Below are 23,637 nucleotides of genomic sequence, written 5' to 3'. Positions count from 1 at the left end.
GACGCTACCGCCCGGGTGCCGGGACGCGCATCGCAGGGGAGGAGAGCTGTCGCACCGCCGCACCGGGCCGGGCCGGTCAGGGCTTCGTCAGCAACCCCGCGAGCGCTCCCCGGCTCAGCCGCAGCGCCTCGATCCGGTCGTCCATCACCGCCAGTTCCCCGCCGAGGATCTCCCGCAGCTCCGCGCACCAGTCGAACGCGGGCCCCTCGCCCCGGGCACACGGCAGCACCTGGGCGATCACCTCGGTGGTCAGGCCCGCCCGCAGCAGCGCGCGGATCTGCGTGACGGTCACCACCGCCTCCTCGGCGTAGGTGCGATAGCCGTTCGCGCCCCGCCCGGCCGGCAGCAGCCCCTGCGCCTCGTAGTACCGCAGCGACCGCGCGCTGACGCCCGTCCGCCGGGACAACTCCCCGATCAGCATGTGCCCGTGCCTCGTTCCCTCTTGACCTTGTCACCGGTGTCAGGCCCTAACGTCCGGACCATGAACCAGGATTCCCCGTACATCGTGCAGCTGAACGGCCGGACGACCACCGCCGGCGACCTCGCGCCGCTCGCCTTCGCGGGCCACGCCCACTTCACCGCCGTACAGGTCCGCGGAGGCCGGGTCCGCGGCCTCGACCTCCACCTGGAGCGGCTCAGGTCCGCCTCGGCGGAGCTGTTCGGCCGGGCTCTGCCCGAGGAGGTGGTGCGCTCGCGTCTGCGTACGGCGCTCCGCGACGGACCGGCCGACCTCTCGCTGACGGCCACGGTCCACTCCCCGGCGGGCGAGTTCACCGCGGCCGACGCCGAACCCGCGCTCCTGGTGCGCACCGGCCCGGCGTCGTCCGGCCCCGGAGGGCCGCTCGCCCTGGCGGCGGTCCGGCACGACCGGTTCCTGCCGCACATCAAGCACGTCGGCGAGCCGGCCAAGACGCGGCTGCTCCGCGGGGCCGTCGCCGACGGTTTCGACGACGCCGCCTTCCTGGACGAGGAGGGCCGCTTCAGCGAGGCGACGATCTGGAACCTGGCCTTCTGGGACGGCGCGTCGGTGCTGTGGCCCCGGGCCGGGCTGCTGACCGGGACGACGATGGGCATCGTCCGGCGGCAGCTGGACCGGCTCGGGATCGGACAGCGGACCGTCGCGATCACCCCCGAGGACCTGCCCGCCCTCGCCGGGGCGGTCGTCATGAACTCCTGGACGCCGGGCGTGGCCGTCCACCGGATCGGCGCGGTCGAGCTGCCGGCCGCCCCGCCGTTCCTGGAGCTGCTCCACCGGGCGTACGAGGCCGAACCGCTCACCGCCCCCTGAGAACCCCGACAACGCGCGACGGCCGCCCCGGAGAGCCCGGGGCGGCCGTCCTCACCGTCGGCGGCTCAGCCGACGTACGCGCCGCTCGCCGTCAGCCGCAGGGCCGTGTCGATCAGCGGGACATGGCTGAACGCCTGCGGGAAGTTCCCCACCTGACGCTGGAGGCCCGAGTCCCACTCCTCGGCCAGCAGGCCCAGGTCGTTGCGGAGCGACAGCAGCTTCTCGAACAGCTGGCGCGCCTCGTCGACCCGGCCGATCATCGCGAGGTCGTCGGCCATCCAGAACGAACAGGCCAGGAACGCGCCCTCGTCGCCCGCCAGACCGTCGACGCCCGCTTCCTCGCCCTCCGTCGGGTAGCGCAGGATGAAGCCGTCCTCCGTGGACAGCTCCCGCTGGATCGCCTCGATCGTGCCGATGACCCGCTTGTCGTCCGGCGGCAGGAAGCCCATCTGCGGAATGAGCAGCAGGGAGGCGTCCAGCTCCTTCGACCCGTAGGACTGGGTGAAGGTGTTGCGCTCCTTGTCGTAGCCGCGCTCGCAGACATCGCGGTGGATGTCGTCACGGAGCTGGTGCCACCGCTCCAGCGGACCCTCGACGTCCCCGGACTCGACCAGCTTGATCGTCCGGTCGACCGCGACCCACGCCATCACCTTCGAGTGCACGAAGTGCCGGCGCGGCCCGCGCACCTCCCAGATGCCCTCGTCGGGCTCCTCCCAGTGCTTCTCCAGATACTCGATCAGCTTGAGCTGGAGGCCCATGGCGTAGTCGTTGCGGGTCAGCCCCGTCATGTGCGCCAGGTGCAGCGCCTCGGTGACCTCGCCGTACACATCGAGCTGGAGCTGGTTGGCCGCGCCGTTGCCGACCCGGACCGGACCGGAGTTCTCGTAACCGGGCAGCCAGTCCAGCTCCGCCTCGCCGAGCTCGCGCTCGCCGGCGATGCCGTACATGATCTGGAGGTTCTCCGGGTCGCCCGCCACCGCCCGCAGCAGCCACTCGCGCCAGGCGCGGGCCTCCTCCCGGTATCCGGTGCGCAGCAGCGAGGAGAGGGTGATCGCGGCGTCCCGCAGCCAGGTGTAGCGGTAGTCCCAGTTCCGTACGCCGCCGATCTCCTCGGGCAGCGAGGTGGTCGGGGCCGCGACGATGCCGCCGGTCGGCGCGTACGTGAGGGCCTTCAGCGTGATCAGGGAGCGGACGACCGCCTCCCGATAGGGCCCGTGGTACGTGCATTGATCGACCCATTCGCGCCAGAACAGCTCGGTCGCCTCCAGCGAGCCCTCGGGCTCGGGGAGGGCGGGCGGCCCGTGGTGCGAGGGCTGCCAGCTGATCGTGAACGCCACCCGTTCGCCGGGGCCGACGGTGAAGTCGGAGTAGGTGGTCAGGTTCTTGCCGTACGTCTCCGCCTCGGTGTCCAGCCAGACGGAGTCCGGGCCGGCGACGGCGACCGTGCGGTTGTCGACCTTGTGCACCCAGGGTGTCACCCGGCCGTAGCTGAACCGCATCCGCAGTTCCGAGCGCATCGGCACCCGGCCGCTGACGCCCTCCACGATCCGGATGAGCTGGGGGGCGCCGTCACGCGGCGGCATGAAGTCGGTCACCCGCACGGTGCCGCGCGGCGTGTCCCACTCCGACTCCAGGACGAGGGAGTCGCCGCGATAGCGCCGCCGGTCGGCGAAGGCCGGTTCTGCTCCTTCCGCTCTCGCGGGGCCCAGGCGCCAGAACCCGTGTTCCTCGGTGCCCAGAAGCCCCGCGAACACGGCGTGCGAGTCGAAGCGGGGCAGGCACAACCAGTCCGCTGTGCCGTCCCGGCAGACCAGGGCTGCGGTCTGCATGTCTCCGATGAGTGCGTAATCCTCGATGCGCCCGGCCACGTGCGTCTCCAGTCGAACGGCCATGTCGCCCTGTTGAAGGGCGCTTACTGCGGGTCAAGGGGGTCGTAGGGTCTTTCACCCGGGAAGATCCGACGAGTCCTGTACCGGAGGGCGGCCTGGATGGTGCCGCCGCCCGGCCGTCTCGGCAGCGAGTGTTTGAGCAGGATACGACGCAGCACGAAGATCCGCGCGACGGTCTCCGCAACATCTCTGAGCTGATCGAGTGGGACGTGAAGTGGCTGGGGTGAAGGTGTGACGCCGCTGTGCAGGGTGTGGCCGGAAGCAGCCTCCCGCCGTCGCTGTTACCCTGGTAGCCCGTGGACCGGTGGTCGTTCGCGACAGCGCACGAGGCCCCCGAACCGCAGCGACGGCGCCCCCGGAATCTCCGGTTGGGCGGCCGGTACGCACCTCAGAATCGCGACCACGGGAGCCCCCTTTGGCTATGCAGCCCACATCCACGACGACCAAGCACATCTTCGTCACCGGGGGTGTCGCCTCCTCCCTCGGCAAGGGTCTGACTGCCTCCAGCCTGGGTGCCCTGCTCAAGGCGCGGGGCCTGCGGGTCACCATGCAGAAGCTCGACCCCTACCTCAACGTCGACCCGGGCACGATGAACCCCTTCCAGCACGGTGAGGTGTTCGTCACCAACGACGGCGCCGAGACCGACCTGGACATCGGCCACTACGAGCGCTTCCTCGACGTCGACCTCGACGGCTCCGCCAACGTGACGACCGGCCAGGTCTACTCGCAGGTCATCGCCAAGGAGCGGCGCGGCGAGTACCTGGGCGACACCGTCCAGGTCATCCCGCACATCACCAACGAGATCAAGCACCGCATCCGCCGCATGGCCGCCGACGACGTGGACGTCGTCATCACCGAGGTCGGCGGCACGGTCGGCGACATCGAGTCGCTGCCGTTCCTGGAGACCGTCCGCCAGGTCCGCCACGAGGTCGGCCGGGACAACGTCTTCGTGGTCCACATCTCGCTGCTGCCCTACATCGGCCCCTCCGGCGAGCTGAAGACCAAGCCCACCCAGCACTCGGTGGCCGCCCTGCGCAACATCGGCATCCAGCCGGACGCCATCGTGCTGCGCGCCGACCGCGAGGTCCCCACCGCCATCAAGCGCAAGATCTCGCTGATGTGCGACGTCGACGAGACCGCCGTGGTGGCCTGCCCGGACGCCCGGTCGATCTACGACATCCCCAAGGTGCTGCACACCGAGGGTCTGGACGCCTACGTCGTGCGCAAGCTCGACCTGCCGTTCCGGGACGTCGACTGGACCACCTGGGACGACCTGCTGGACCGGGTCCACAACCCCGACCACGAGGTCACCGTCGCGCTGGTCGGCAAGTACATCGACCTGCCCGACGCCTATCTCTCGGTCACCGAGGCGATCCGCGCCGGCGGCTTCGCCAACAAGGCCCGGGTCAAGGTCAAGTGGGTCACCTCCGACGACTGCCGGACCGCGGCGGGCGCCGCCGAGCACCTCGGCGACGTCGACGCGGTCTGCATCCCGGGCGGCTTCGGCGAGCGCGGGGTCGACGGCAAGGTCGGCGCCATCCGCTACGCCCGCGAGAACAAGGTCCCGCTGCTCGGCCTCTGCCTCGGCCTCCAGTGCATCGTGATCGAGGCGGCCCGCTCGCTCGCCGAGATCCCCGACGCCAACTCCACCGAGTTCGACGCCGCCACCTCCCACCCCGTCATCTCGACGATGGAGGAGCAGCTCGCCTACGTCGAGGGCGCGGGCGACCTGGGCGGCACCATGCGGCTCGGTCTCTACCCGGCGAAGCTCGCCGAGGGCTCCCTGGTGCGCGAGGCGTACGCGGGCGAGCCGTACGTCGAGGAGCGCCACCGCCACCGCTACGAGGTCAACAACGCCTACCGCGGTGAGCTGGAGAAGAAGGCCGGACTGGTCTTCTCCGGCACCTCCCCGGACAACAAGCTCGTCGAGTACGTCGAGTACCCGCGCGAGGTCCACCCCTACCTGGTCGCCACCCAGGCGCACCCGGAGCTGCGCTCCCGCCCGACCCGCCCGCACCCGCTCTTCGCGGGTCTGGTGAAGGCCGCCGTCGCGCGCAAGGTCGCCGCCGCGAAGGGCGCGGACGCGTAACACCGAGGCATTACGGTTGACCGGGGTACGGATCCTGCGCGGATCGGTGCCCCGGTTTCCGTTGGTTCGTGGGAGGACGTGGACGTACATGGGTATCCAGGACAAGCCCGAGGAGTGGCAGGTCACCGCGACCGCGACCCCCTTCACCGGCAACAAGACCAGCGTCCGCACCGACCAGGTGGTGATGCCCGACGGCTCCGTCCACGGCCGTGACTACCAGGTCCACCCCGGCTCCGTCGCCGTCCTCGCGCTCGACGCCGAGGACCGCGTCATCGTGCTGCGCCAGTACCGCCACCCGGTGCGCCACCGGCTCTGGGAGATCCCGGCCGGACTGCTCGACGTCCCCGGCGAGAACCCCCTGCACGCCGCCCAGCGCGAGCTGTACGAGGAGGCGCACATCAAGGCCGAGGACTGGCGGGTGCTGACCGACGTCTACACCACGCCCGGCGGCTGCGACGAGGCCGTGCGCATCTTCCTCGCCCGCGATCTCTCCGAGGCGGAGGGCGAGCGGTACGCGGTCTCCGAGGAGGAGGCCGACATGGAGCACGCCCGGGTGCCGCTGCCCGAGCTGGTCCGCTCGGTGATCGCGGGGGACGTGCACAACAACTGCCTGGTCGTCGGGGCGCTCGCGCTCTCCGCCGTACGCGCGGGCGACGGCGTCGACTCCCTGCGCCCCGCCGACGCGCCTTGGCCGGCCCGGCCCTTCGAGGCCTGACGGACCGTCTGCCGCCGCGCGTCGCGCCCCCGCTCGGACGATCGCGGGGGCTGGCGGTCGTAAGAAATGAAGAAATGCTGATCCGATCGGGGGATGTTCCTCGTGCTCCGCTCCACTCCGCAGTGATCGTCGTCACCGCTGAACTACGCTCGAAACGCACCCGACCGGAGTTCCGGCGGGCACCGCGTGCAGCGAAGTGGAGCGTGGCTCGTGACCGATCAGGCGGTGGACACCAGCGGCCCGGCGAAGGCCCCGGGGGCCGAGGAGTCGTCCGGCGCCGCCCCGCCCCGATTCCTCGGCCGCGAACGTGAGTTGAAGGCGTTGCGGGCGGACATCGAGCGCGCCGGCCTCGACACCCTGGCCGGCCGCAAGGCCCCCCGCGCCCGGGTCCTGCTCATCGCGGGCCGACCCGGCTCCGGCCGCAGCGCGCTCGCCGAGGAGCTGGCCGGGGCGCTCACCGGAACCGACGCCGCCGGGGCCGCCGCCACCGCCACGGGCGCACTGCCCTGGGCCGTTCCCGGTACGGGCTCCGGCGACTACCCCGACGGGGTGCTCCGGGTCGGCCTCACCGACCCCGGCGGCGGACGTGTCCCCACCGAACGCACCGCGGGCGAGATCCTCGGCCTCCTCGGGGTGGCGGTCCCGCCCGGCGCCGACCAGGACGAGCTGTCCGAAATGGTCCGCGAGGCCCTCGCCGTCCGCCGGTCCGTCCTGCTGCTCGACGACGCGGCCGACGCCGAACAGGTCGACCCGCTCCTCCCGGAGAACCCGGACTGCCTGGTCCTCGCCACCGCGACCGGACCGCTGACCGGCATCCCCGACGTACGGCCCTGCACCCTCGGCGGACTGGAGGCCGGCGCCGCGGTGGGGCTGCTCGCCCGCGTCATCGGACAGGTCCGCATCACCGTCGACCCCCGCACCGCGGAGAGTCTGGCCGAGGAGTGCGGGGGCCAGCCCGCGGCGCTCGCCCTGATGGGCGGCCTGCTCGCCGCGCACCCCATGGCCTCGGTCGCCGACGTCGCCAAGCAGTTGCACGAGCTGCCCGACCCCGGCGAGCACCTGCCCACCGGGGCACGCCCGCTGGCCCGAGCCTTCCGGCTCGTCCACGACTCCCTGCCGCAGACGGCCGCCCGGATACTGCGTCTGCTGGCCCTCGCCCCCGCCGGGCTCGCCGACGCCCACACGGCCTCCGCGCTGGCCGGCTGCTCGGTCTCCGCCGCCCGCTCCACCCTCGACGACTTCGTGAAGCTCGGGCTGCTGCGGACGGACGGCGCGGCCCACCCCCAGTACGCGGTGCCCGGCTGCCTCGCCCCGATGCTGCTGGCCCTCCTGGAGGAGCGGGACCGGCCGGCCGAGATCCAGCTCGCCCGCGCCCGGATGCTGGAGCGGACCGTGCGCCGGCTCCAGTCCTGCCGGGCGGTCACCGAGCCGGAGGGCTCCGTCGCCCGCCGCAAGCTCGCCGGACTGCCCCGCTCGCTGCGCTTCCCGAGCGCGGACGAGGCGGGCGCGTGGCTGCGGGTCCGCCAGCCCGCCCTGCTCGCGTCGGCCCGGCTCGCCGTGGCGGACGGCGAGCTCGACACCCTGGCGCGGCGGCTGGTGGCGGCCCTGGTGCGGGCGCTGGCCGCGCACCGGGGGACGGAGGAGGCCGCTCCCGAGCTGTACGGGCTGCACGGCCTCGTCCTGGACGTGGCGCTCCGCCGTGAGCTGCCCCGCGAGCAGGCGGCCGCCCTGCTGAACCTCGCGGACCTGGACGCCCGCACCGGCCGCACCCGGGACGCGCTGACCCGCTACCGGGCCGCGCTGGACGCCGGAAAGGCGGCGAAGGACCTGTACGCCACCGGCCGCGCGATGGAATCCGTAGGGGGCGCGTACGAGGAGCTGGGGGACTACCACCGGGCCGCCGACTGGTACGGCCGGGCGCTCGCCCAGCGGCTGACCCAGGGGGAGCGCGCCGACGAGGCCCGGCTCTACGGGCGGCTCGGGGCGGTCCACACGTACGCCGGGCGCTACGGCGAGGCGCTGCGGAACTGGCGGGCCGCCGCCGCGGGCCACCGCAGGCTCGGCGATCCGGCGGCCCAGGCGCGGGCGCTGAGCGAGGCGGCCCGGGTCCAGGAGTACGCGGGCCGGCCGCACGATTCGCTCCAGACCTGCCGGGAGGCCGTCGATCTGGCCCGGCGCGCGGGTGACGTGCGGCTTCAGGCGGCGCTCCAGCTGCGCCTGGCCGACACGCTGGACCGGCTCGGGGACCCCGCGGCGGCCAGGCTGCACCGGGGTGCGGCCGACAGATTGCTGGGCGAGGAGCCCTCAGCCTACGAAATCCGTAGTGCTTCGACAGAAAGTTAATGCTTTGTAAGGCTAGACAGCGGGAAGTCCTTCATTAGACTGGCTCTGCCGCGTTCCTTCGTGGCGTCTCCATTTATGCTGTATATGTCCGGGTGTGCACTGTTCTGCCCGGATGACCCTCCGAGCCAAGGACCGTGATCGACGTGAAGGTCGGCATCCCCCGCGAAGTCAAGAACAACGAGTTCCGGGTGGCGATCACCCCCGCCGGAGTGCATGAGCTCGTCCGCCACGGCCACCAGGTCGTCATCGAGCACGACGCCGGCGTCGGCTCGTCCATCCCGGACGAGGAGTACGTCGCCGCGGGCGCGCAGATCCTGGCCACCGCCGACGAGGTCTGGGCCGCCGCCGACCTGCTGCTGAAGGTCAAGGAGCCGGTCGCCGAGGAGTACCACCGCCTCCGCAAGGACCAGACCCTCTTCACGTACCTGCACCTCGCCGCCTCCCGCGAGTGCACCGACGCGCTGCTGGCCTCCGGCACCACCGCCATCGCCTACGAGACGGTCGAGACCGCGAACCGCGCCCTCCCGCTGCTCGCCCCGATGTCCGAGGTCGCGGGCCGCCTCGCCCCGCAGGTCGGCGCGTACCACCTGATGCGCTCGGTCGGCGGCCGCGGCGTGCTGCCCGGCGGCGTCCCCGGTACCGCGGCGGGCAGGGCCGTCGTCATCGGCGGCGGCGTCTCCGGCTGGAACGCCACGCAGATCGCCGTGGGCCTCGGCTTCCACGTCACGCTGCTCGACCGCGACATCAACAAGCTCCGCGAGGCCGACAGGATCTTCGGCACCAAGGTGCAGACCGTCGTCTCCAACGCCTTCGAACTGGAGAAGGCCGTCGTCGAGGCCGACCTCGTCATCGGCGCCGTGCTGATCCCCGGAGCCAAGGCCCCGAAGCTGGTCACCAACGAGCTCGTCGCCAAGATGAAGCCCGGAAGTGTACTTGTCGACATTGCAATCGACCAGGGTGGCTGCTTCGAGGACTCGCGTCCGACGACCCACGCCGAGCCGACCTTCCAGGTCCACGACTCGGTCTTCTACTGCGTCGCCAACATGCCCGGCGCGGTGCCCCACACCTCCACCTACGCGCTCACCAACGCGACGATGCCCTACATCGTGGAGCTCGCGAACCGTGGCTGGGCCGACGCCCTGCGCCGCGACGCCGCTCTCGCCAAGGGCCTCAACACCCATGAGGGCCAGGTGGTTTACCGCGAGGTGGCCGAGGCGCACAGTCTCCCGCACGTCGAGCTGACCGCGCTCCTCGGCTGACGGGTCAACCTCCTCCGTCAACATCGCGCGTCCGGCCGGACCTTGCCGAGCAAGGTCCGGCCGGACGCGTATCGGGCCCTGTGGGGCCCTTGCGCAACTCGTGCCGAACGTAACCCTTTACCCGTTTCGTGCCGCGGTGAAATGTGCGGCTTGGTCGCTGTGCACCCTTGACAGCGAGGTGTTCGATTGCCGACACATCGGGCCGGGTCCGGCGGATTGTGTTGCTGCGGACCGGTGACACGCCATAGAGTCGCCAATCGTCGGCATGGTGCCACGCTGACCTATCGATAAGTTTCCTGGTCACGTCCAAGGAGGTAAGACGACTTGTGAATGAGTCGACAATTACTCCCGGGGGTGGTCAACCAGGGATGCCCGCACGGGGTCTGAGCCCGATCGGGCTCGAAGCTGTCGGCTCCGTCGCTGTCCGCACCTTCGCCACCCAACAGCACATGACGACAGCCCCCCAGATGATGGACGGCCTACACGTGAACGCCACGGCCGGCAACGAGAGCAGCCGGGACACCGACCGCTTCGCCGACTTCGCCGAGGTGCCCGAGGGGCACTTCTACGACCCCGACGCCGAGTACGAGCCCGATCCGGAGTACGCGGCCACCCTCGCGCCCGACGCCGCGCGTCAGCGCCGCGAGCGCATCGGCCCGACCGGACGGCCCCTGCCGTACTTCCCGATCCCGGGTCCCCTGACCGACCACGGCCCCGCGAAGATCATCGCGATGTGCAACCAGAAGGGCGGCGTCGGCAAGACCACGTCGACCATCAACCTGGGCGCCGCGCTCGCGGAGTACGGACGCCGGGTCCTGCTCGTCGACTTCGACCCGCAGGGCGCCCTCTCCGTCGGCCTCGGGGTCAACCCGATGGAGCTGGACCTCACCGTCTACAACCTGCTCATGGAGCGGGGCATGACGGCCGACGACGTCCTGCTCAAGACCGCGGTCCCCAACATGGACCTGCTGCCCAGCAACATCGACCTCTCCGCGGCCGAGGTGCAGCTCGTCAGCGAGGTGGCCCGCGAGTCCACGCTCCAGCGCGCCCTGAAGCCGCTGATGGCCGACTACGACTACATCGTGATCGACTGTCAGCCCTCGCTCGGCCTGCTCACCGTGAACGCCCTGACGGCCGCTCACAAGGTCATAGTGCCGCTCGAGTGCGAGTTCTTCGCCCTGCGCGGGGTGGCGCTGCTCACCGAGACCATCGAGAAGGTCCAGGAGCGGCTCAACCCGGAGCTGGAGCTCGACGGCATCCTCGCCACCATGTACGACTCCCGTACGGTGCACAGCCGCGAGGTCCTGGCGCGCGTTGTCGAGGCCTTCGACGAGCACGTCTACCACACGGTCATCGGGCGCACGGTCCGCTTCCCGGAGACCACGGTCGCCGGTGAGCCCATCACCACCTACGCCTCCAACTCGGTCGGCGCAGCCGCCTATCGCCAGCTCGCCAGGGAGGTGCTCGCCCGGTGTCACGCCGAGTGAGTCTGCCGGGGGCCGACGAACTGTTCCGTACCACCGGAGGCGGGATGGGCCTCCAGCCGTCCTCCCCGGCGGAGCGGCGGCGCAAGGCGAACGGCGAGCCGCGGGTGCCCGCGCCCGCCGGGGAGAGCGACCCCTCCGGCCAGGCCGCGCCCGCCGACCGTGAGGACCACACCGCGGCCGGCGCCGACGGCGGCGACGCGCGGGGCCGCGTCGGCGAGGGTGAGCGTTCCCCGTCCGCCACGGCCGCCCCCGGCGAGCGCCCCGCGTCCTCGGCCGCCCCGGCCGAGCAGCCCCCGGCGGTCCAGCAGCAGCGCAGGCGCGGCGGCGGACGCGGCGCCAACCGCCGCCCCAGCGGCCGGGAACGCCACGACGAGAAGATCACGGTCTACGTCTCCGCCGAGGAGCTGATGGACCTCGAACACGCCCGGCTCGTCCTGCGCGGCGAACACGGCCTCGCCGTCGACCGCGGACGCATCGTCCGCGAGGCGGTGGCGGTGGTCCTGGCCGACCTGGAGTCCCGGGGCGACGCGAGCATCCTCGTGCGGCGGCTGCGCGGCCGCTGAGCCGCTCGGCGCGGGTAGCCTGCCCCAGGGCCTGTCGTCACACTCCCGCCCACCGGGCGGCGTCCGGCCCTGGACCCGCCGGCGGGATCCGCCCGCGCCGCCGCCCCACCCCTGGACCACCATGCCCACGCCCGACGACCCCGCCACCCCGCGCCGCCGTGCCCTGGGACGGGGGCCGGGCGCGATGACGGCGCCGCCTCCGGCCGGGGCGGCTCCCGTACACGAGGCTGTTCGCGTACCTGTACCCGACCCCGTTCCCGTACCCGCGCAAGAGGCCGTGCCGGAGCAGGCACCGGAGCCGGAAGCCGTGCCGGAGGCGGAGCAGGAGCCGGACGACAAGCGCTTCACCGTCCGGCTGGTGAACTTCGAGGGCCCCTTCGACCTCCTCCTCCAGCTGATCTCCAAGCACAAACTGGACGTGACGGAGGTCGCCCTGTCGAAGGTCACCGACGAGTTCATGGCGTACATCCGCGCCATGGGCCCCGACTGGGACCTCGACCAGACCACCGAGTTCCTCGTCGTCGCCGCCACGCTGCTCGACCTCAAGGCCGCCCGGCTGCTGCCCGCCGCCGAGGTCGAGGACGAGGCGGACCTCGCGCTCCTGGAGGCGCGGGACCTGCTCTTCGCGCGGCTGCTCCAGTACCGCGCGTACAAGCGGATCGCCGAGATCTTCCAGGGCCGTCTGGAGTCGGAGGGCCGCCGCCACCCCCGTACGGTGGGCCTGGAGGACCAGCACGCCGCGCTGCTGCCCGAGGTGGTCATCAGCATCGGGCCCGAGGGCTTCGCGAAGCTCGCGGTGAAGGCGATGCGGCCGAGGCCCAGGCCCCAGGTGTACGTCGACCACATCCACGCCCCGCTGGTCAGCGTCCGGGAGCAGGCGGGCCTCGTGGTGGAGCGACTGCGCGAGGCGGGGGAGGCGGTGAGCTTCGCGGTGCTGACCGGGGACGCGGCGGACACCCTGACCGTGGTGGCCCGGTTCCTGGCCCTGCTGGAGCTGTACCGCGAGAAGGCCGTCACCCTCGACCAGGACGAGGCGCTGGGCGAGCTGATGGTGACCTGGTGCGGCGGGGCGGGCGCGGAGCCGGTGGTGACGGACGAGTTCGACCAGGAGCTGAACGGGGTCCCCGAGGAGGAGGGCGTACGGCCATGAGCGCGCAGCCGGAGCAGGAGAACCAGGAAGGCGCGGGCGCGGTCGCCGCGCTCGATCTGAAGCCCGCCCTGGAGGCGGTCCTCATGGTCGTCGACGAGCCCGCCACGGTCGAGCACCTGGCCAAGGTGCTCCAGCGGCCGCGCAGGGCCGTGGCGGACGCGTTGCGGGAGCTGGCCGACGAGTACACCGTGCAGCGCCGTGGCTTCGACCTGCGGCTCGTCGCGGGCGGCTGGCGGTTCTACACCCGCCCCGAGTACGCGGCGGCCGTGGAGGGCTTCGTCCTGGACGGCCAGCACGCCCGGCTCACCCAGGCCGCGCTGGAGACCCTGGCGGTGGTCGCGTACCGGCAGCCGGTGAGCCGCTCGCGGGTCTCGGCGGTGCGCGGAGTGAACTGCGACGGCGTCATGCGGACCCTCCTCCAGAGGGGCCTGGTGGCGGAGGCGGGCGCGGAACCCGAAACAGGTGCGATCCTGTACAGGACGACGAACTACTTTCTGGAGCGAATGGGCCTGCGCGGCCTGGACGAGCTCCCGGAGCTCGCGCCCTTCCTCCCGGAGGCGGACGCGATCGAGGCTGAGACGCTAGAGGGTGTGCCGTCGTTCGATCCGGACGCACCGGACACCCCGGATACTCACGCAGACGACAAGACGGAATTTTGATGCGAAGCAGTGGCAGGAACAGCGGAAGCGGCGGCGGCGGAGGCCGGAGCGGCGGTCAGGGCGGTCGTCCCGGCGGCCAGGGCGGCCGACCCGGAGGTCAGGGCGGCGGACGCGGTCAGGGCGGACGTGACGGCGGCGGATCCTTCCGCCAGGGCCAGGGCCAGGGCCAGGGCGGCGGTCAGGGTGGACGCTCCGGAGGTCAGGGCGGCGGACGCGGCGGCAGCGGCGGCCGTCCGTCCGGCCAGGGCGGTCGTCCCGGCGGCCAGGGCGGCCGTCCGGGCTACCAGGGCGGACGCGACGAGCAGGACCAGCGTCCCCGCCGTCCCCGCCCGGAGGAGCGCCGCTACGACGTAGGCAACGACGCCCCCGGCGCCCGGGCCGAGCAGGACGGCCCCCGCAAGGGCCGCGGCTCGGCCGCCCGGGGCGGCGCCAAGGGCGGCCCGAAGCCCGCACAGGGCGGCAGCGGCCGCACCGGCGGTTTCCGTCGTGCCGCCCCCTCGCGCCCCCGCGAGCTGGACGCCAAGATCGAGCAGCGCAACCGCGACCGGTATGCGAACAAGCCCGAGATCAACCTCCCCAAGACCCACCCGGGCGCCGAGCAGGAGGGCGAGCGGCTGCAGAAGGTCCTCGCCCGCGCCGGCATGGGCTCGCGCCGGGCGTGCGAGGAGCTGATCGAGCAGTCCCGCGTCGAGGTCAACGGCGAGATCGTCGTCGAGCAGGGCATGCGCGTCGACGTGCACCAGGACGAGATCAAGGTCGACGGTCTCACCGTCGCCGCCCAGTCGTATCTCTTCTTCGCGCTGAACAAGCCCGCCGGGGTCGTCTCCTCGATGGAGGACCCGGACGGCCGGCAGTGCCTCGGCGACTACGTGACCAACCGCGAGACGCGGCTGTTCCACGTGGGCCGGCTGGACACCGAGACGGAGGGCATCATCATGCTCACCAACCACGGTGAGCTGGCCCACCGCCTCACGCACCCCAAGTACGGCGTCAAGAAGACCTACCTGGCCGCCATCCAGGGCCCCCTGCCGCGCGACCTCGGCAAGCGGCTCAAGGACGGCATCCAGCTGGAGGACGGCTACGCCCGCGCCGACCACTTCCGCGTCGTCGAGAACACCGGCAAGAACTACCTGGTCGAGGTGACCCTCCACGAAGGCCGCAAGCACATCGTGCGCCGGATGCTGGCCGAGGCCGGCTTCCCGGTCGAGCGCCTCGTGCGGACGTCCTTCGGGCCGATCCCGCTGGGCGACCAGAAGTCCGGCTGGCTGCGCCGCCTCACCAACACCGAGGTCGGCATGCTGATGCGCGAGGTCGGCCTCTAGGGCGTGTTTCGAAAGTAGCGCCGTCCGCCCGGAGGGCGGGCTCGGCGGCGTCTGGTGCGTGCGATCGCAAGGCGGAGGGTCGCCCCGATACTGGATGTATCGGGGTGATCCCGACAACGCGGCGAGCGTGCGTGCCAGGCGTCGCCGAGCAGGCGGGACTTTCGAAACACGCCCTAGGCCCTCTCCGCACCAGACGTACGAAGGCCCGCGGCCGGTTCTGTTCGGAAAGTTCGAACAGAACCGGCCGCGGGCCTTCTGCCGTTCCCGTCCACCCTTTATAGTCAGAGTGACTATTAAGAAGGAGGCGGGCGTGAGCCTCGCGGACGTACTCGATCCCCTGCGACAGCCCCTGGTGACGGTCCTGGACACCCCGGTCAGCTGGACCGAGGTGCTGGGCTTCGGAAGCGGGGCGCTGTGCGTCTGGCTCGTGGCCCGCCAGCACCTCGCCAACTGGCCGATCGGCATCGCCAACAACCTCTTCTTCATCCTGCTGTTCACCCAGGCCGGTCTGTACGCCGACGCCGGCCTCCAGATCGTCTTCATCGCCCTCGCCGCGTACGGCTGGTGGACCTGGACCCACGGGGGTGGACCAGGCTCCTCGGTCCTGCCGGTGCGCAGAACGACCCGCACCGAATGGACGTGGCTGCTCGCGGCGGGGGTGGTGGGGACCCTCGGGATCACCCTGCTGCTGTCCCGGGCCACCGACTCCACCGTCCCGTTCTGGGACGCGGCCACGACGTCCCTGTCGCTGATGGCGACGTACGGGCAGTGCCGGAAGCGGCTGGAGTCCTGGTGGCTGTGGATCGCCGCCGACGTGATCTACATCCCGCTGTACGCCCACAAGGGGCTGTATCCGACCTCGCTGCTGTACGCCGGGTTCCTCGCGCTCTGCCTCGTCGGCCTGCGCGCCTGGCACCGCGACCTGACCGCCCGCACCCGCACCACACGCCCCGCGGAGGTGGCCGCCGCGTGAAGCGCTACGGACACGGCCTGGTCCTCGGCAAGTTCTACCCGCCCCACGCCGGCCACCACCACCTCGTCGAGACCGCCCGGGACCGCTGCGAACGGCTGACCGTGCTGGTCTGCGCCGCCTCCGTGGAGTCCGTCCCGCTCGCCGACCGGGTCGCCTGGATGCGCGAGGTCCACCCGGACGTCACGGTGGTGGGCGCGGTCGACGACACGCACATGGACGTGGCCGACCCGGCCGTCTGGGACGCGCACATGGCGGTCTTCACCGCGGCCGTGCCCGAGCGGGTCGACGCCGTCTTCACCTCGGAGGCGTACGGGGAGGAGCTGGGCCGCCGCTTCGGCGCGGCCTCCGTCCTCGTCGACCGGGGCCGCACCCTCTTCCCGGTCTCCGGCACCGCCGTGCGCCGGTCCCCGGCCGACTGCTGGGACTTCCTCCGGCCGCCCGTGCGGGCCGCCCTCGCCCGCCGGGTCGTCGTCCTCGGCGCGGAGTCCACCGGCACCACCACCCTCGCGCGGGCGCTCGCCGCCCACTACCGGGCACGCGGCGGGGTGTGGGCGCGCACCGGGTACGTCGCCGAGTACGGCCGCGAGTACAGCGAGGACAAGCTCGCCGCCCTGCGCCGGCGGTGGCCCGGGGCCGCCTGGGAGGACGTCACCTTCACCACCGACGACTTCCCGCTCATCGCACGGGCCCAGAACGACCGGGAGGAGGCCGCCGCCCGCGTCGGGTCCCCGGTGCTCTTCTGCGACACGGACTCCTTCGCCACCACCGTCTGGCACGAGCGGTACATCGGCGGACGCAACCCGCTCGCCGAGGAGATCGCGGACCGGACCGCCCACCACCTGTGGCTGCTCACCGACCACGAGGGCGTCCCCTTCGAGGACGACGGACTGCGCGACGGCGAGGAGCTGCGACCCTGGATGACCGACCGCTTCCGCGCCGAACTCACCCGCACGGGAAGACGGTTCATCGAGATCACCGGCCCGCCCGAGGCGCGGCTCGCCGCCGCGGTCGCCGCCGTCGACGAACTCCTCGCCACCGGCTGGGACTTCGCCGCACCCCTCCCGGAGAAGCGATGAGCACCCCCGCCCCCGAGGGCTACGACCCGCACGCCTTCGCCCCGTTCGCCGTCACCGTCGACCTCGCGGTCTTCACCGTCCGCGAGGCCCGGCTGCACGTGCTGCTCGTCGAACGCGGCCAGGAGCCCTTCCGGGGCCGGTGGGCGCTGCCCGGCGGCTTCCTGCTGCCCCGCGAGTCCGCCGAGGACGCCGCCCGCCGCGAACTCGCCGAGGAGACCGGTCTCGGCCACGGCACCGTCGGCGCCCTCCACCTCGAACAGCTGCGCACCTACACCGCCCCCGACCGCGACCCGAGGATGCGGGTCGTCTCCGTGGCGTACGCGGCACTCCTGCCGGACCTGCCCGAACCTCGCGGCGGCGGCGACGCGGCGAGCGCCCGGTGGTGGGACACGGGCTCCACCGGACCGCTGGCCTTCGACCACGACCGGATCCTCGCCGACGCCCACGACCGGATCGGCGCCAAGCTCGAATACAGCTGCCTGGCCACCGCGTTCTGCCCCGCCGAGTTCACCCTCGGCGAGCTCCGGCAGGTCTACGAGACCGTCTGGGGCGTCGAGCTCGACCGCCCGAACTTCCGGCGCAAGGTCCTCAACGCACCCGGCTTCGTCCGGGCCGTCGAGGGCCCGCCGCGCCGCACCGGCGGCCGGGGCAAACCGGCCGCCCTCTACCGGGCGGGCGACGCCACCGCCCTGCACCCGCCGCTCCTGCGCCCGCCACGACCGGACGCCCCCGCAGACCCGTCGTACTCCGCACCGGAAGGACGAGACAGATGACCATCACCACCCCGCCCCTCACCAAGCAGGCCGCCACCGGTGTGCTGACCGGGCTCGCGCTCGGCGACGCGCTGGGCTTCCCCACCGAGTTCAACGACGTGCCCGCCATCCTCGCCAAGTTCGGCCCCTGGCGGCAGCTTCCCCTCCTGACGCCGGCCGTCGTCTCCGACGACACCCAGATGACGATCGCTCTGGGCCGGGGCATCCGTACCGCCATGGACAGCGGACTGCTCACCCCCGAACGGATGGTGGACCCGGTCACCAGGGAGTTCGTCGCCTGGTACCACGCGCCGGACAACAACCGCGCCCCGGGCAACACCTGCCTCACCGCCTGCCGTCTGCTCGAACACACCCGGATCTGGCAGGAGGCCAGCCAGACGCACTCCAAGGGCTGCGGCGCCAACATGCGGGTCGCCCCCGTCGGCCTGGTCCCCGGTCTCAGCGAGGAACAGCGCGCCGGGGCCGCCCAGCTCCAGGCCGCCCTCACCCACGGCCACCCCACCGCGCTCACCGCCTCCGACCTGCTGGCCCGCGCGGTGTTCCTGCTCGCCCAGGGCGCCGAGCCCCTCGGCCTGATCGGGCAGCTGCGCAGCTATGCCTACGAGAACCGGGGCCGCTACCACACCCGCTGGCTCGGCGACCTCTGGCGCCACGCGGGCGACACCACCCCGCAGGCGTACATCCAGCGCGGCTGGGACGAGTGCCTGACCGCGCTGGGAAGCGTCCAGGACGCACTGCGCGACCCGTCACCGGAGACCGACCCCTGCGAGCGGACCGGGGACGGCTGGATCGCCGAGGAGGCCCTCGCCACCGCGCTGCACTGCTTCCTGCTGTTCCCCGAGGAGCCCGTCACCGCCCTGCGCCGGGCCGCCTGCACCCGGGGCGACTCCGACTCGATCGCCTGCCTGACCGGAGCGCTCGCCGGGGCGCACCTGGGTGCGGCGGCCTGGCCCAAGGACTGGTCGGAGCGCATCGAGTACCGCAGCGATCTGCTCTCCCTCGCCGCGCTCTGGGACGCCTGAGCCGTACCGGCCGGCGGGTGCGAGCCATCGTCACGCCGACGGGACCCGCCCTGAGTGAGCGCAGGACGACCGGGTACGAGAGGGCGGACCTGTTCCCGTAAAACGAAGGCCTGGTGGTATCCGTGTCCTCCTCACTCGTCGAGACCGTCGACATCAAGGCGCCCGTCGCCGTCACCTGGTCCCTGTGGAGCGATGTCACCCAGTGGCCGAGGTTCCTGAGCCACGTCCAGCGCGTCGATCCGATCGACGAGCGGCGCTTCGCCTGGCAGCTCTCGCTGCCCGGCGCGGAGAAGCGGTTCGTCGCGGAGCTGACCGAGGTGGTCCCCGAGGACCGCATCGCCTGGAAGACCACCGAGGGGGTCCACCACGCCGGGGTGGTCACCTTCCACCGCCTCGACGACACGTCGAGCCGCGTGGCCCTGCAGATCGAGTACGACCCCCAGGGGTTCATCGAGCACCTGGGCGCGCTGACCAACCTCGACTCCGCCCTGGCCAACTACGACCTGGGCGAGTTCCAGAAGCTGGCCGAGCTCACGGCCGCGTCGGGCGGTCCCCGTACGGTGTGAGCGCGCAGTGGCCCGGAGAGCGCCCGGCCGAGGCCTGCCGGGCCCGGACGAGGAGGTCCTCCACGGCCGCCCGGTCGGGTTCCGGCGGCAGCGGGGAGCGGGCCGCCGCCTCGTCGTTCTCCTCGGCGAGGCGGTTCATCCGGCGCTCCACCTCCGGCCAGGACACCTCGCCCCGCCGCACCGCCAGCAGCTCCTCGCGGGCCTCGCCGACATCGATGCGCAGCTCGCCCGTACGCAGCAGATCACGGCTGCTCGCCAGCAGCCGCAGCAGGTGCATCGCGTGCTTCCAGCGCGGCGCGCCATGGACCCGTACGTCGGCCTCCAGCTTCCTCCGCTGGCCCAGCGCGTAGCGGACGAACGTGCCGTGCGCGAGCCGCGACAGGAACGCCCCGCGCAGCGCCAGCAGCTCCCGGCCCGTGTCGTCCAAGGACTCCACCAGCGGGGAGTGCAGGCACTCCAGCACGTTCGGGTTGGCCCGCAGCGCCAGCTCGCAGAAGCGCTCCAGCTCCCAGGAGAACTGCTCCGGCGCGGGGCCCTCCACATGCGCCGGCGGCTTCTCGAAGCGCCAGAACAGCGGGGTGGGCGCGAGGAACACACCGCGCCGGTCGGTGTCGCTGTCCTGTGTGGCCAGCCCGAACGCGCGCGAGCCCATCACGCAGGCGTAGACCGTGTGGTCGCGTACGAGTGCCTCGTCGGCGGCGTTGATCATGCCCGCGAGCGTACGTGCGCGGTGGCCGCCGCGCCTCGGAGATTCCGGCCCGCTCTCAGCCCAGCCGGATCACGCCCCCCGAGACGGTGATCCGCTCGGCGGGCAGCGGCCGGGTCGCCGGACCGGCCTCGACCGCCGCGTCCGTGATGCTGTACTTGCTGCCGTGGCAGGGGCAGTCGATCGTGCCGTCGCTCACCGTCGAGACGAGGCAGCTCGCATGGGTGCAGACGGCGGAGAACGCCTTGAACTCGCCCTCCTCCGGCTGGGTCACCACCACCTTTCGCTCCGGGAAGACCGTGCCGCCGCCGACCGGGATGTCCGCGGTCCTGGCCAGCTCCGCTCCGCCCGAAGCACCCGGCGACGCCCCGTCCGAGGCGCCGTCCGACGCCGTCGGCGTGGAGCTCGCGTCGCCGCCGCCGTCCCCGCCGGACGATCCGCAGCCGGTGGCCAGGGCGGCGGCGCCCGCCGCGCCCGCGGCCAGCACCGTCCTTCGCCGTGCGTTCATGGGCTCTCCTTCGGTAGCGGTCCTGGCGCTGTGCGTGCCGGTCATCGTGGCGGCGGCGGGCCCCCGGGTGAAGCAACCGGGCGGACCGTGCGCCCGCCCGGGTGGCGACAGGGGCCCGCACGGCCCTGCGCCCCGCCCGTCTCACGGACGGAACGCCGTGATCACGTCCGCCGCCGCCGATCTAGGCTGAGGTGAGCCTCCGGCCGCGCCCCAGGGCGCCGGGCCCGGAGACGGAGGAAGAGCGAACAGCGAAGACCAAGAGGAGCACGACGTGGCGGTACGAGCGGTCCGGGGCGCCGTCCAGCTGGACCAGGACGAGGCCGGGCACATGGGCCGGCGGGTCGGTGAGCTGCTGACGGCCGTACTGGAGCGCAACGAGCTCGTCGCCGACGACCTGATCAGCATCTGGTTCACCGCCACCCCCGACCTGCACAGCGATTTCCCGGCCGCCGCCGCGCGCGGCCTCGGGATCGTCGACGTCCCCCTGATCTGCGCCCAGGAGCTGGACATCGACGGGGCCATGCCCCGGGTCGTCCGTATCCTCGTGCATGTCGAGACCTACCTCCCGCGCGCCGAGATCAGCCACGTCTACCTCGGCGCCACCGCCGCCCTGCGCAAGGACATCGCCCAGTGAGAACCGCCCTCGTCATCGGAACCGGGCTCGTCGGCACCTCCGCCGCCCTCGCACTGGCCGGCCGCGGCGTCCACGTGCACCTCGTCGACCACGACCCCGCCTCCGCCCGCACCGCGGCCGCGCTCGGCGCCGGCAGCGACGAGGCGCCGGAAGGCCGCGTCGACCTTGCGATCGTCGCCGTGCCGCCCGCGCACACCGCCGCCGTCCTCGCCACCGCCATGCGCGACGGGGCGGCCCGCGGCTACCTGGACGTCGCCAGCGTCAAGGGCGGCCCGCGCCGCGAGCTGGAGGCGCTCGGTCTCGACCTCACCCCGTACATCGGTACGCATCCGATGGCCGGCAAGGAACGCTCCGGCCCGCTCGCCGCGACCGCCGACCTCTTCGAGGGCCGTCCCTGGGTCCTCACCCCGACCCGGGACACCGACACCGAGGTGCTCAACCTGGCGCTGGAGCTGGTCGCCCTGTGCCGGGCCGTCCCCGTCGTCATGGACGCCGACGCCCACGACCGGGCCGTGGCCCTCGTCTCGCACACCCCGCAGCTGATCTCCTCGATGGTCGCCGCCCGGCTGGAGGAGGCCGACGAGACCGCCGTACGGCTGTGCGGCCAGGGCATCCGGGACGTCACCCGGATCGCCGCGTCCGACCCCCGGATGTGGGTGGAGATCCTCTCCGCCAATCCCGGCCCGGTCGCCGACGTCCTCGCCGGGGTCGCCGCCGACCTGGCGGAGACCGTGACCGCGCTGCGCGGCCTGCACTCCGCCGACGAGGAGAAGCGGCGTGCGGGCACCGACGCCATCGAGGACGTCCTGCGCCGCGGCAACGCCGGCCGCGTCCGGGTCCCCGGCAAGCACGGCTCCGCCCCCGCCGCGTACGAGACCGTGGCCGTCCTCATCGGCGACAAGCCGGGCGAGCTGGCCGCGATCTTCGCCGACGCGGGCCGGGCCGGGGTCAACATCGAGGACGTCCGCATCGAGCACGCCACCGGCCAGCAGGCGGGCCTCGTCCAGATCATGGTCGAGCCCAGCGCCGCCCCGGTACTCGGCGCGGCCCTCCAGGAACGCGGCTGGTCGATCCGCGGCTGAGCCCGGTCCCGTACGACGGGGCGGCGCCACCCCCGCCCGGGTGGCCCGCCTGCCCCGTACGGGGTACAAGGGCCCGCCCGGTACTCGGTAACCTGGTACTAGGCCGTCTCCAGGCCCGTCCGTCCCCGCACCGTGTACCAGGAAGGTGTCCACCACCGTGGAAACCGCTCGCTCCTCCGTGATCGTCGCCATCGACGGGCCCTCGGGCACCGGCAAGTCGAGCACGTCCAAGGCCGTCGCCGCCAAGCTCGGCCTGAGCTACCTGGATACGGGCGCGCAGTACCGGGCCATCACGTGGTGGATGCTGAACAACGGCATCGACGTCGGCGACCCGGCCGAGATCGCGACCGCCGCCGCCAAGCCGGTCATCGTCTCCGGCACCGACCCCGCCGCCCCGACGATCACCGTCGACGGCGAGGACGCCTCCGGCCCGATCCGCACCCAGGAGGTCACCTCCAAGGTCAGCGCCGTCAGCGCCGTCCCCGAGGTGCGCACGCTCATCACCGAGCTCCAGCGCTCCATCGCCGCGGCGGCGACCGGCGGCATCGTCGTCGAGGGCCGGGACATCGGCACCACCGTGCTGCCCGACGCCGACCTCAAGATCTTCCTCACCGCCTCCCCGGAGGCCCGCGCCGCCCGCCGCAGCGGCGAGGTGAAGGGCTCCGACCTGGCCGCCACCCGTGAGGCCCTCGTCAAGCGGGACGCCGCCGACTCCGGCCGCAAGACCTCGCCGCTCGCCAAGGCGGACGACGCGGTCGAGGTGGACACCACCGAGCTGACCCTCCAGCAGGTCATCGAGTGCGTCGTCACCCTCGTCGAGGGGAAGCGGGTCGCCGCGTGAGCGATGCCACAGACGCGCCCACGCTGCGCGGAGCGGCCGTCGGGCGGTCCATCGGCATCGGCCTGATGTACGGGCTGTGGAGGCCCAGGGTCCTCGGCGCGTGGCGCGTGCCCGCCGCCGGACCCGTCATACTCGCGGTGAACCACTCCCACAACATCGACGGACCGATGCTGATGGGCACCGCGCCCCGACCGGTGCACTTCCTGATCAAGAAGGAGGCGTTCGTCGGCCCCCTCGACCCGTTCCTGCACGGAATCGGGCAGATCGAGGTGGACCGCCGGGTCGTCGACCGCACCGCCATCACCCACGCGCTCGGCGTGCTGGAGGACGGCGGCGTCCTCGGGATCTTCCCCGAGGGCACCCGGGGCGAGGGTGACTTCGCCTCGCTGCGGGCCGGACTCGCGTATTTCGCGGTACGGGGCGGGGCTCCGATCGTCCCCGTGGCCGTCCTGGGAAGCACCGAGCGGCGCGGACGGTTGATACGGGGGCTGCCCCCGCTGCGCAGCCGGGTCGACGTCGTCTTCGGCGACGCGTTCGACGCGAGCGCGGGCGACGGGCGGCGGACACGCAGGGCGCTGGACGAGGCGACCCTGCGGATCCAGGCGAAGCTGACCGACCACCTGGAAAGTGCCAAGCGCCTCACCGGGCGATAGGCGAGACTTGAGTAGTGGACCGCGCTGATCGCGGTCCAT

General features: G+C 72.6%; 23 protein-coding genes. 19 read left to right on the top strand and 4 right to left on the bottom strand.

Annotated elements, in window-relative coordinates; genetic code table 11:
- Positions 1–76 precede the first annotated feature (76 nt).
- On the bottom strand, positions 77–421 hold the full coding sequence (locus tag OG245_RS07175; protein WP_371622701.1) for a MerR family transcriptional regulator: 345 nt from the start codon (positions 419–421) through the stop codon (positions 77–79).
- A gap of 60 nt (positions 422–481) precedes the next feature.
- Here OG245_RS07175 and OG245_RS07170 point away from each other — a divergent pair, with 60 nt between their 5' ends.
- Positions 482–1,288, top strand: a complete 807-nt coding sequence (locus OG245_RS07170; RefSeq protein WP_371622700.1) for an aminotransferase class IV family protein — start codon at positions 482–484, stop codon at positions 1,286–1,288.
- Between the two features lie 65 nt (positions 1,289–1,353).
- Here the strand turns inward: OG245_RS07170 and OG245_RS07165 are convergent, their stop codons facing one another.
- A complete protein-coding gene (locus tag OG245_RS07165) occupies positions 1,354–3,156 on the bottom strand; it encodes a glycoside hydrolase family 15 protein (RefSeq protein WP_371627829.1) in 1,803 nt (600 codons plus the stop codon).
- A 442-nt stretch (positions 3,157–3,598) separates the two neighbouring features.
- Between OG245_RS07165 and OG245_RS07160 the strand changes: the two genes are divergently transcribed.
- The 14 genes from OG245_RS07160 (at position 3,599) to OG245_RS07095 (ending at position 19,174) form a co-directional block, all read left to right on the top strand.
- On the top strand, positions 3,599–5,266 hold the full coding sequence (locus OG245_RS07160; RefSeq protein WP_371622699.1) for a CTP synthase: 1,668 nt from the start codon (positions 3,599–3,601) through the stop codon (positions 5,264–5,266).
- An 88-nt stretch (positions 5,267–5,354) separates the two neighbouring features.
- Positions 5,355–5,981, top strand: a complete 627-nt coding sequence (locus OG245_RS07155; RefSeq protein ID WP_371622698.1) for an NUDIX domain-containing protein — start codon at positions 5,355–5,357, stop codon at positions 5,979–5,981.
- Positions 5,982–6,191: 210 nt separating this feature from the next.
- Positions 6,192–8,324, top strand: a complete 2,133-nt coding sequence (locus tag OG245_RS07150; RefSeq protein ID WP_371622697.1) for a tetratricopeptide repeat protein — start codon at positions 6,192–6,194, stop codon at positions 8,322–8,324.
- A 143-nt stretch (positions 8,325–8,467) separates the two neighbouring features.
- Positions 8,468–9,583, top strand: coding sequence for an alanine dehydrogenase (gene ald / locus OG245_RS07145; RefSeq protein WP_371627828.1), 1,116 nt, complete (start codon positions 8,468–8,470; stop codon positions 9,581–9,583).
- Between the two features lie 368 nt (positions 9,584–9,951).
- Entirely contained in the window at positions 9,952–11,070 is a 1,119-nt protein-coding gene (locus OG245_RS07140; protein WP_007448578.1) for a ParA family protein, read from the top strand.
- Positions 11,067–11,633 (top strand): hypothetical protein, encoded by a 567-nt coding sequence (locus OG245_RS07135; protein WP_371627827.1) that lies wholly within the window; start codon positions 11,067–11,069, stop codon positions 11,631–11,633. The genes OG245_RS07140 and OG245_RS07135 overlap by 4 nt, the downstream gene beginning before the upstream one ends.
- Before the next feature lie 121 nt (positions 11,634–11,754).
- Positions 11,755–12,783, top strand: coding sequence for a ScpA family protein (locus OG245_RS07130; protein WP_371622696.1), 1,029 nt, complete (start codon positions 11,755–11,757; stop codon positions 12,781–12,783).
- Entirely contained in the window at positions 12,780–13,442 is a 663-nt protein-coding gene (gene scpB, locus OG245_RS07125; protein WP_371622695.1) for an SMC-Scp complex subunit ScpB, read from the top strand. Before OG245_RS07130 ends, scpB begins: the two co-directional genes overlap by 4 nt.
- On the top strand, positions 13,442–14,764 hold the full coding sequence (locus tag OG245_RS07120) for a pseudouridine synthase (RefSeq protein WP_371622694.1): 1,323 nt from the start codon (positions 13,442–13,444) through the stop codon (positions 14,762–14,764). The genes scpB and OG245_RS07120 overlap by 1 nt, the downstream gene beginning before the upstream one ends.
- Positions 14,765–15,074: 310 nt before the next feature.
- A complete protein-coding gene (gene pnuC / locus OG245_RS07115; protein ID WP_371622693.1) occupies positions 15,075–15,737 on the top strand; it encodes a nicotinamide riboside transporter PnuC in 663 nt (220 codons plus the stop codon).
- Positions 15,734–16,813, top strand: a complete 1,080-nt coding sequence (locus OG245_RS07110) for an AAA family ATPase (RefSeq protein WP_371622692.1) — start codon at positions 15,734–15,736, stop codon at positions 16,811–16,813. The genes pnuC and OG245_RS07110 overlap by 4 nt, the downstream gene beginning before the upstream one ends.
- Positions 16,810–17,586: an NUDIX domain-containing protein gene (locus OG245_RS07105; protein WP_371622691.1), complete on the top strand. Its 777-nt coding sequence runs from the start codon at positions 16,810–16,812 to the stop codon at positions 17,584–17,586. Before OG245_RS07110 ends, OG245_RS07105 begins: the two co-directional genes overlap by 4 nt.
- Positions 17,583–18,608 carry an ADP-ribosylglycohydrolase family protein gene (locus OG245_RS07100; protein ID WP_371622690.1) on the top strand — a complete coding sequence of 342 codons (1,026 nt, stop codon included), beginning with the start codon at positions 17,583–17,585 and terminating at the stop codon, positions 18,606–18,608. The genes OG245_RS07105 and OG245_RS07100 overlap by 4 nt, the downstream gene beginning before the upstream one ends.
- Before the next feature lie 122 nt (positions 18,609–18,730).
- Positions 18,731–19,174 (top strand): SRPBCC family protein, encoded by a 444-nt coding sequence (locus tag OG245_RS07095; RefSeq protein ID WP_365541220.1) that lies wholly within the window; start codon positions 18,731–18,733, stop codon positions 19,172–19,174.
- Here OG245_RS07095 and OG245_RS07090 read toward each other — a convergent pair.
- A complete protein-coding gene (locus OG245_RS07090) occupies positions 19,140–19,883 on the bottom strand; it encodes a DNA polymerase beta superfamily protein (protein WP_371622689.1) in 744 nt (247 codons plus the stop codon). The two genes, OG245_RS07095 and OG245_RS07090, sit on opposite strands and share 35 nt — an antisense overlap.
- A gap of 55 nt (positions 19,884–19,938) precedes the next feature.
- Positions 19,939–20,388, bottom strand: coding sequence for a Rieske (2Fe-2S) protein (locus tag OG245_RS07085; protein WP_371622688.1), 450 nt, complete (start codon positions 20,386–20,388; stop codon positions 19,939–19,941).
- Positions 20,389–20,659: 271 nt separating this feature from the next.
- Here OG245_RS07085 and aroH point away from each other — a divergent pair, with 271 nt between their 5' ends.
- From aroH to OG245_RS07065, 4 genes are all read left to right on the top strand, one after another.
- A complete protein-coding gene (aroH, locus tag OG245_RS07080; RefSeq protein ID WP_371622687.1) occupies positions 20,660–21,022 on the top strand; it encodes a chorismate mutase in 363 nt (120 codons plus the stop codon).
- Positions 21,019–22,104, top strand: coding sequence for a prephenate dehydrogenase (locus OG245_RS07075; protein WP_371622686.1), 1,086 nt, complete (start codon positions 21,019–21,021; stop codon positions 22,102–22,104). The genes aroH and OG245_RS07075 overlap by 4 nt, the downstream gene beginning before the upstream one ends.
- 145 nt (positions 22,105–22,249) lie before the next feature.
- Positions 22,250–22,945, top strand: coding sequence for a (d)CMP kinase (gene cmk, locus OG245_RS07070; RefSeq protein ID WP_371622685.1), 696 nt, complete (start codon positions 22,250–22,252; stop codon positions 22,943–22,945).
- Positions 22,942–23,598 carry a lysophospholipid acyltransferase family protein gene (locus tag OG245_RS07065; protein WP_371622684.1) on the top strand — a complete coding sequence of 219 codons (657 nt, stop codon included), beginning with the start codon at positions 22,942–22,944 and terminating at the stop codon, positions 23,596–23,598. The genes cmk and OG245_RS07065 overlap by 4 nt, the downstream gene beginning before the upstream one ends.
- Positions 23,599–23,637: the final 39 nt, after the last annotated feature.

Origin of the sequence: Streptomyces sp. NBC_01116, assembly GCF_041435495.1 — a bacterium.
Classification (GTDB): domain Bacteria; phylum Actinomycetota; class Actinomycetes; order Streptomycetales; family Streptomycetaceae; genus Streptomyces.
Note: the sequence above shows the minus strand (reverse complement) of the source record. Positions and strands in the feature narration are given on the sequence as shown.

Coding starts and splice junctions, on each gene's coding strand:
- OG245_RS07175 (WP_371622701.1), bottom strand. CDS start 421: ATGCTGATCGGGGAGTTGTCCCGGCGGACGGGCGTCAGCGCGCGGTCG.
- OG245_RS07170 (WP_371622700.1), top strand. CDS start 482: ATGAACCAGGATTCCCCGTACATCGTGCAGCTGAACGGCCGGACGACC.
- OG245_RS07160 (WP_371622699.1), top strand. CDS start 3,599: ATGCAGCCCACATCCACGACGACCAAGCACATCTTCGTCACCGGGGGT.
- OG245_RS07155 (WP_371622698.1), top strand. CDS start 5,355: ATGGGTATCCAGGACAAGCCCGAGGAGTGGCAGGTCACCGCGACCGCG.
- OG245_RS07140 (WP_007448578.1), top strand. CDS start 9,952: ATGCCCGCACGGGGTCTGAGCCCGATCGGGCTCGAAGCTGTCGGCTCC.
- OG245_RS07130 (WP_371622696.1), top strand. CDS start 11,755: ATGCCCACGCCCGACGACCCCGCCACCCCGCGCCGCCGTGCCCTGGGA.
- scpB (WP_371622695.1), top strand. CDS start 12,780: ATGAGCGCGCAGCCGGAGCAGGAGAACCAGGAAGGCGCGGGCGCGGTC.
- OG245_RS07120 (WP_371622694.1), top strand. CDS start 13,442: ATGCGAAGCAGTGGCAGGAACAGCGGAAGCGGCGGCGGCGGAGGCCGG.
- OG245_RS07105 (WP_371622691.1), top strand. CDS start 16,810: ATGAGCACCCCCGCCCCCGAGGGCTACGACCCGCACGCCTTCGCCCCG.
- OG245_RS07100 (WP_371622690.1), top strand. CDS start 17,583: ATGACCATCACCACCCCGCCCCTCACCAAGCAGGCCGCCACCGGTGTG.
- OG245_RS07090 (WP_371622689.1), bottom strand. CDS start 19,883: ATGATCAACGCCGCCGACGAGGCACTCGTACGCGACCACACGGTCTAC.
- OG245_RS07085 (WP_371622688.1), bottom strand. CDS start 20,388: ATGAACGCACGGCGAAGGACGGTGCTGGCCGCGGGCGCGGCGGGCGCC.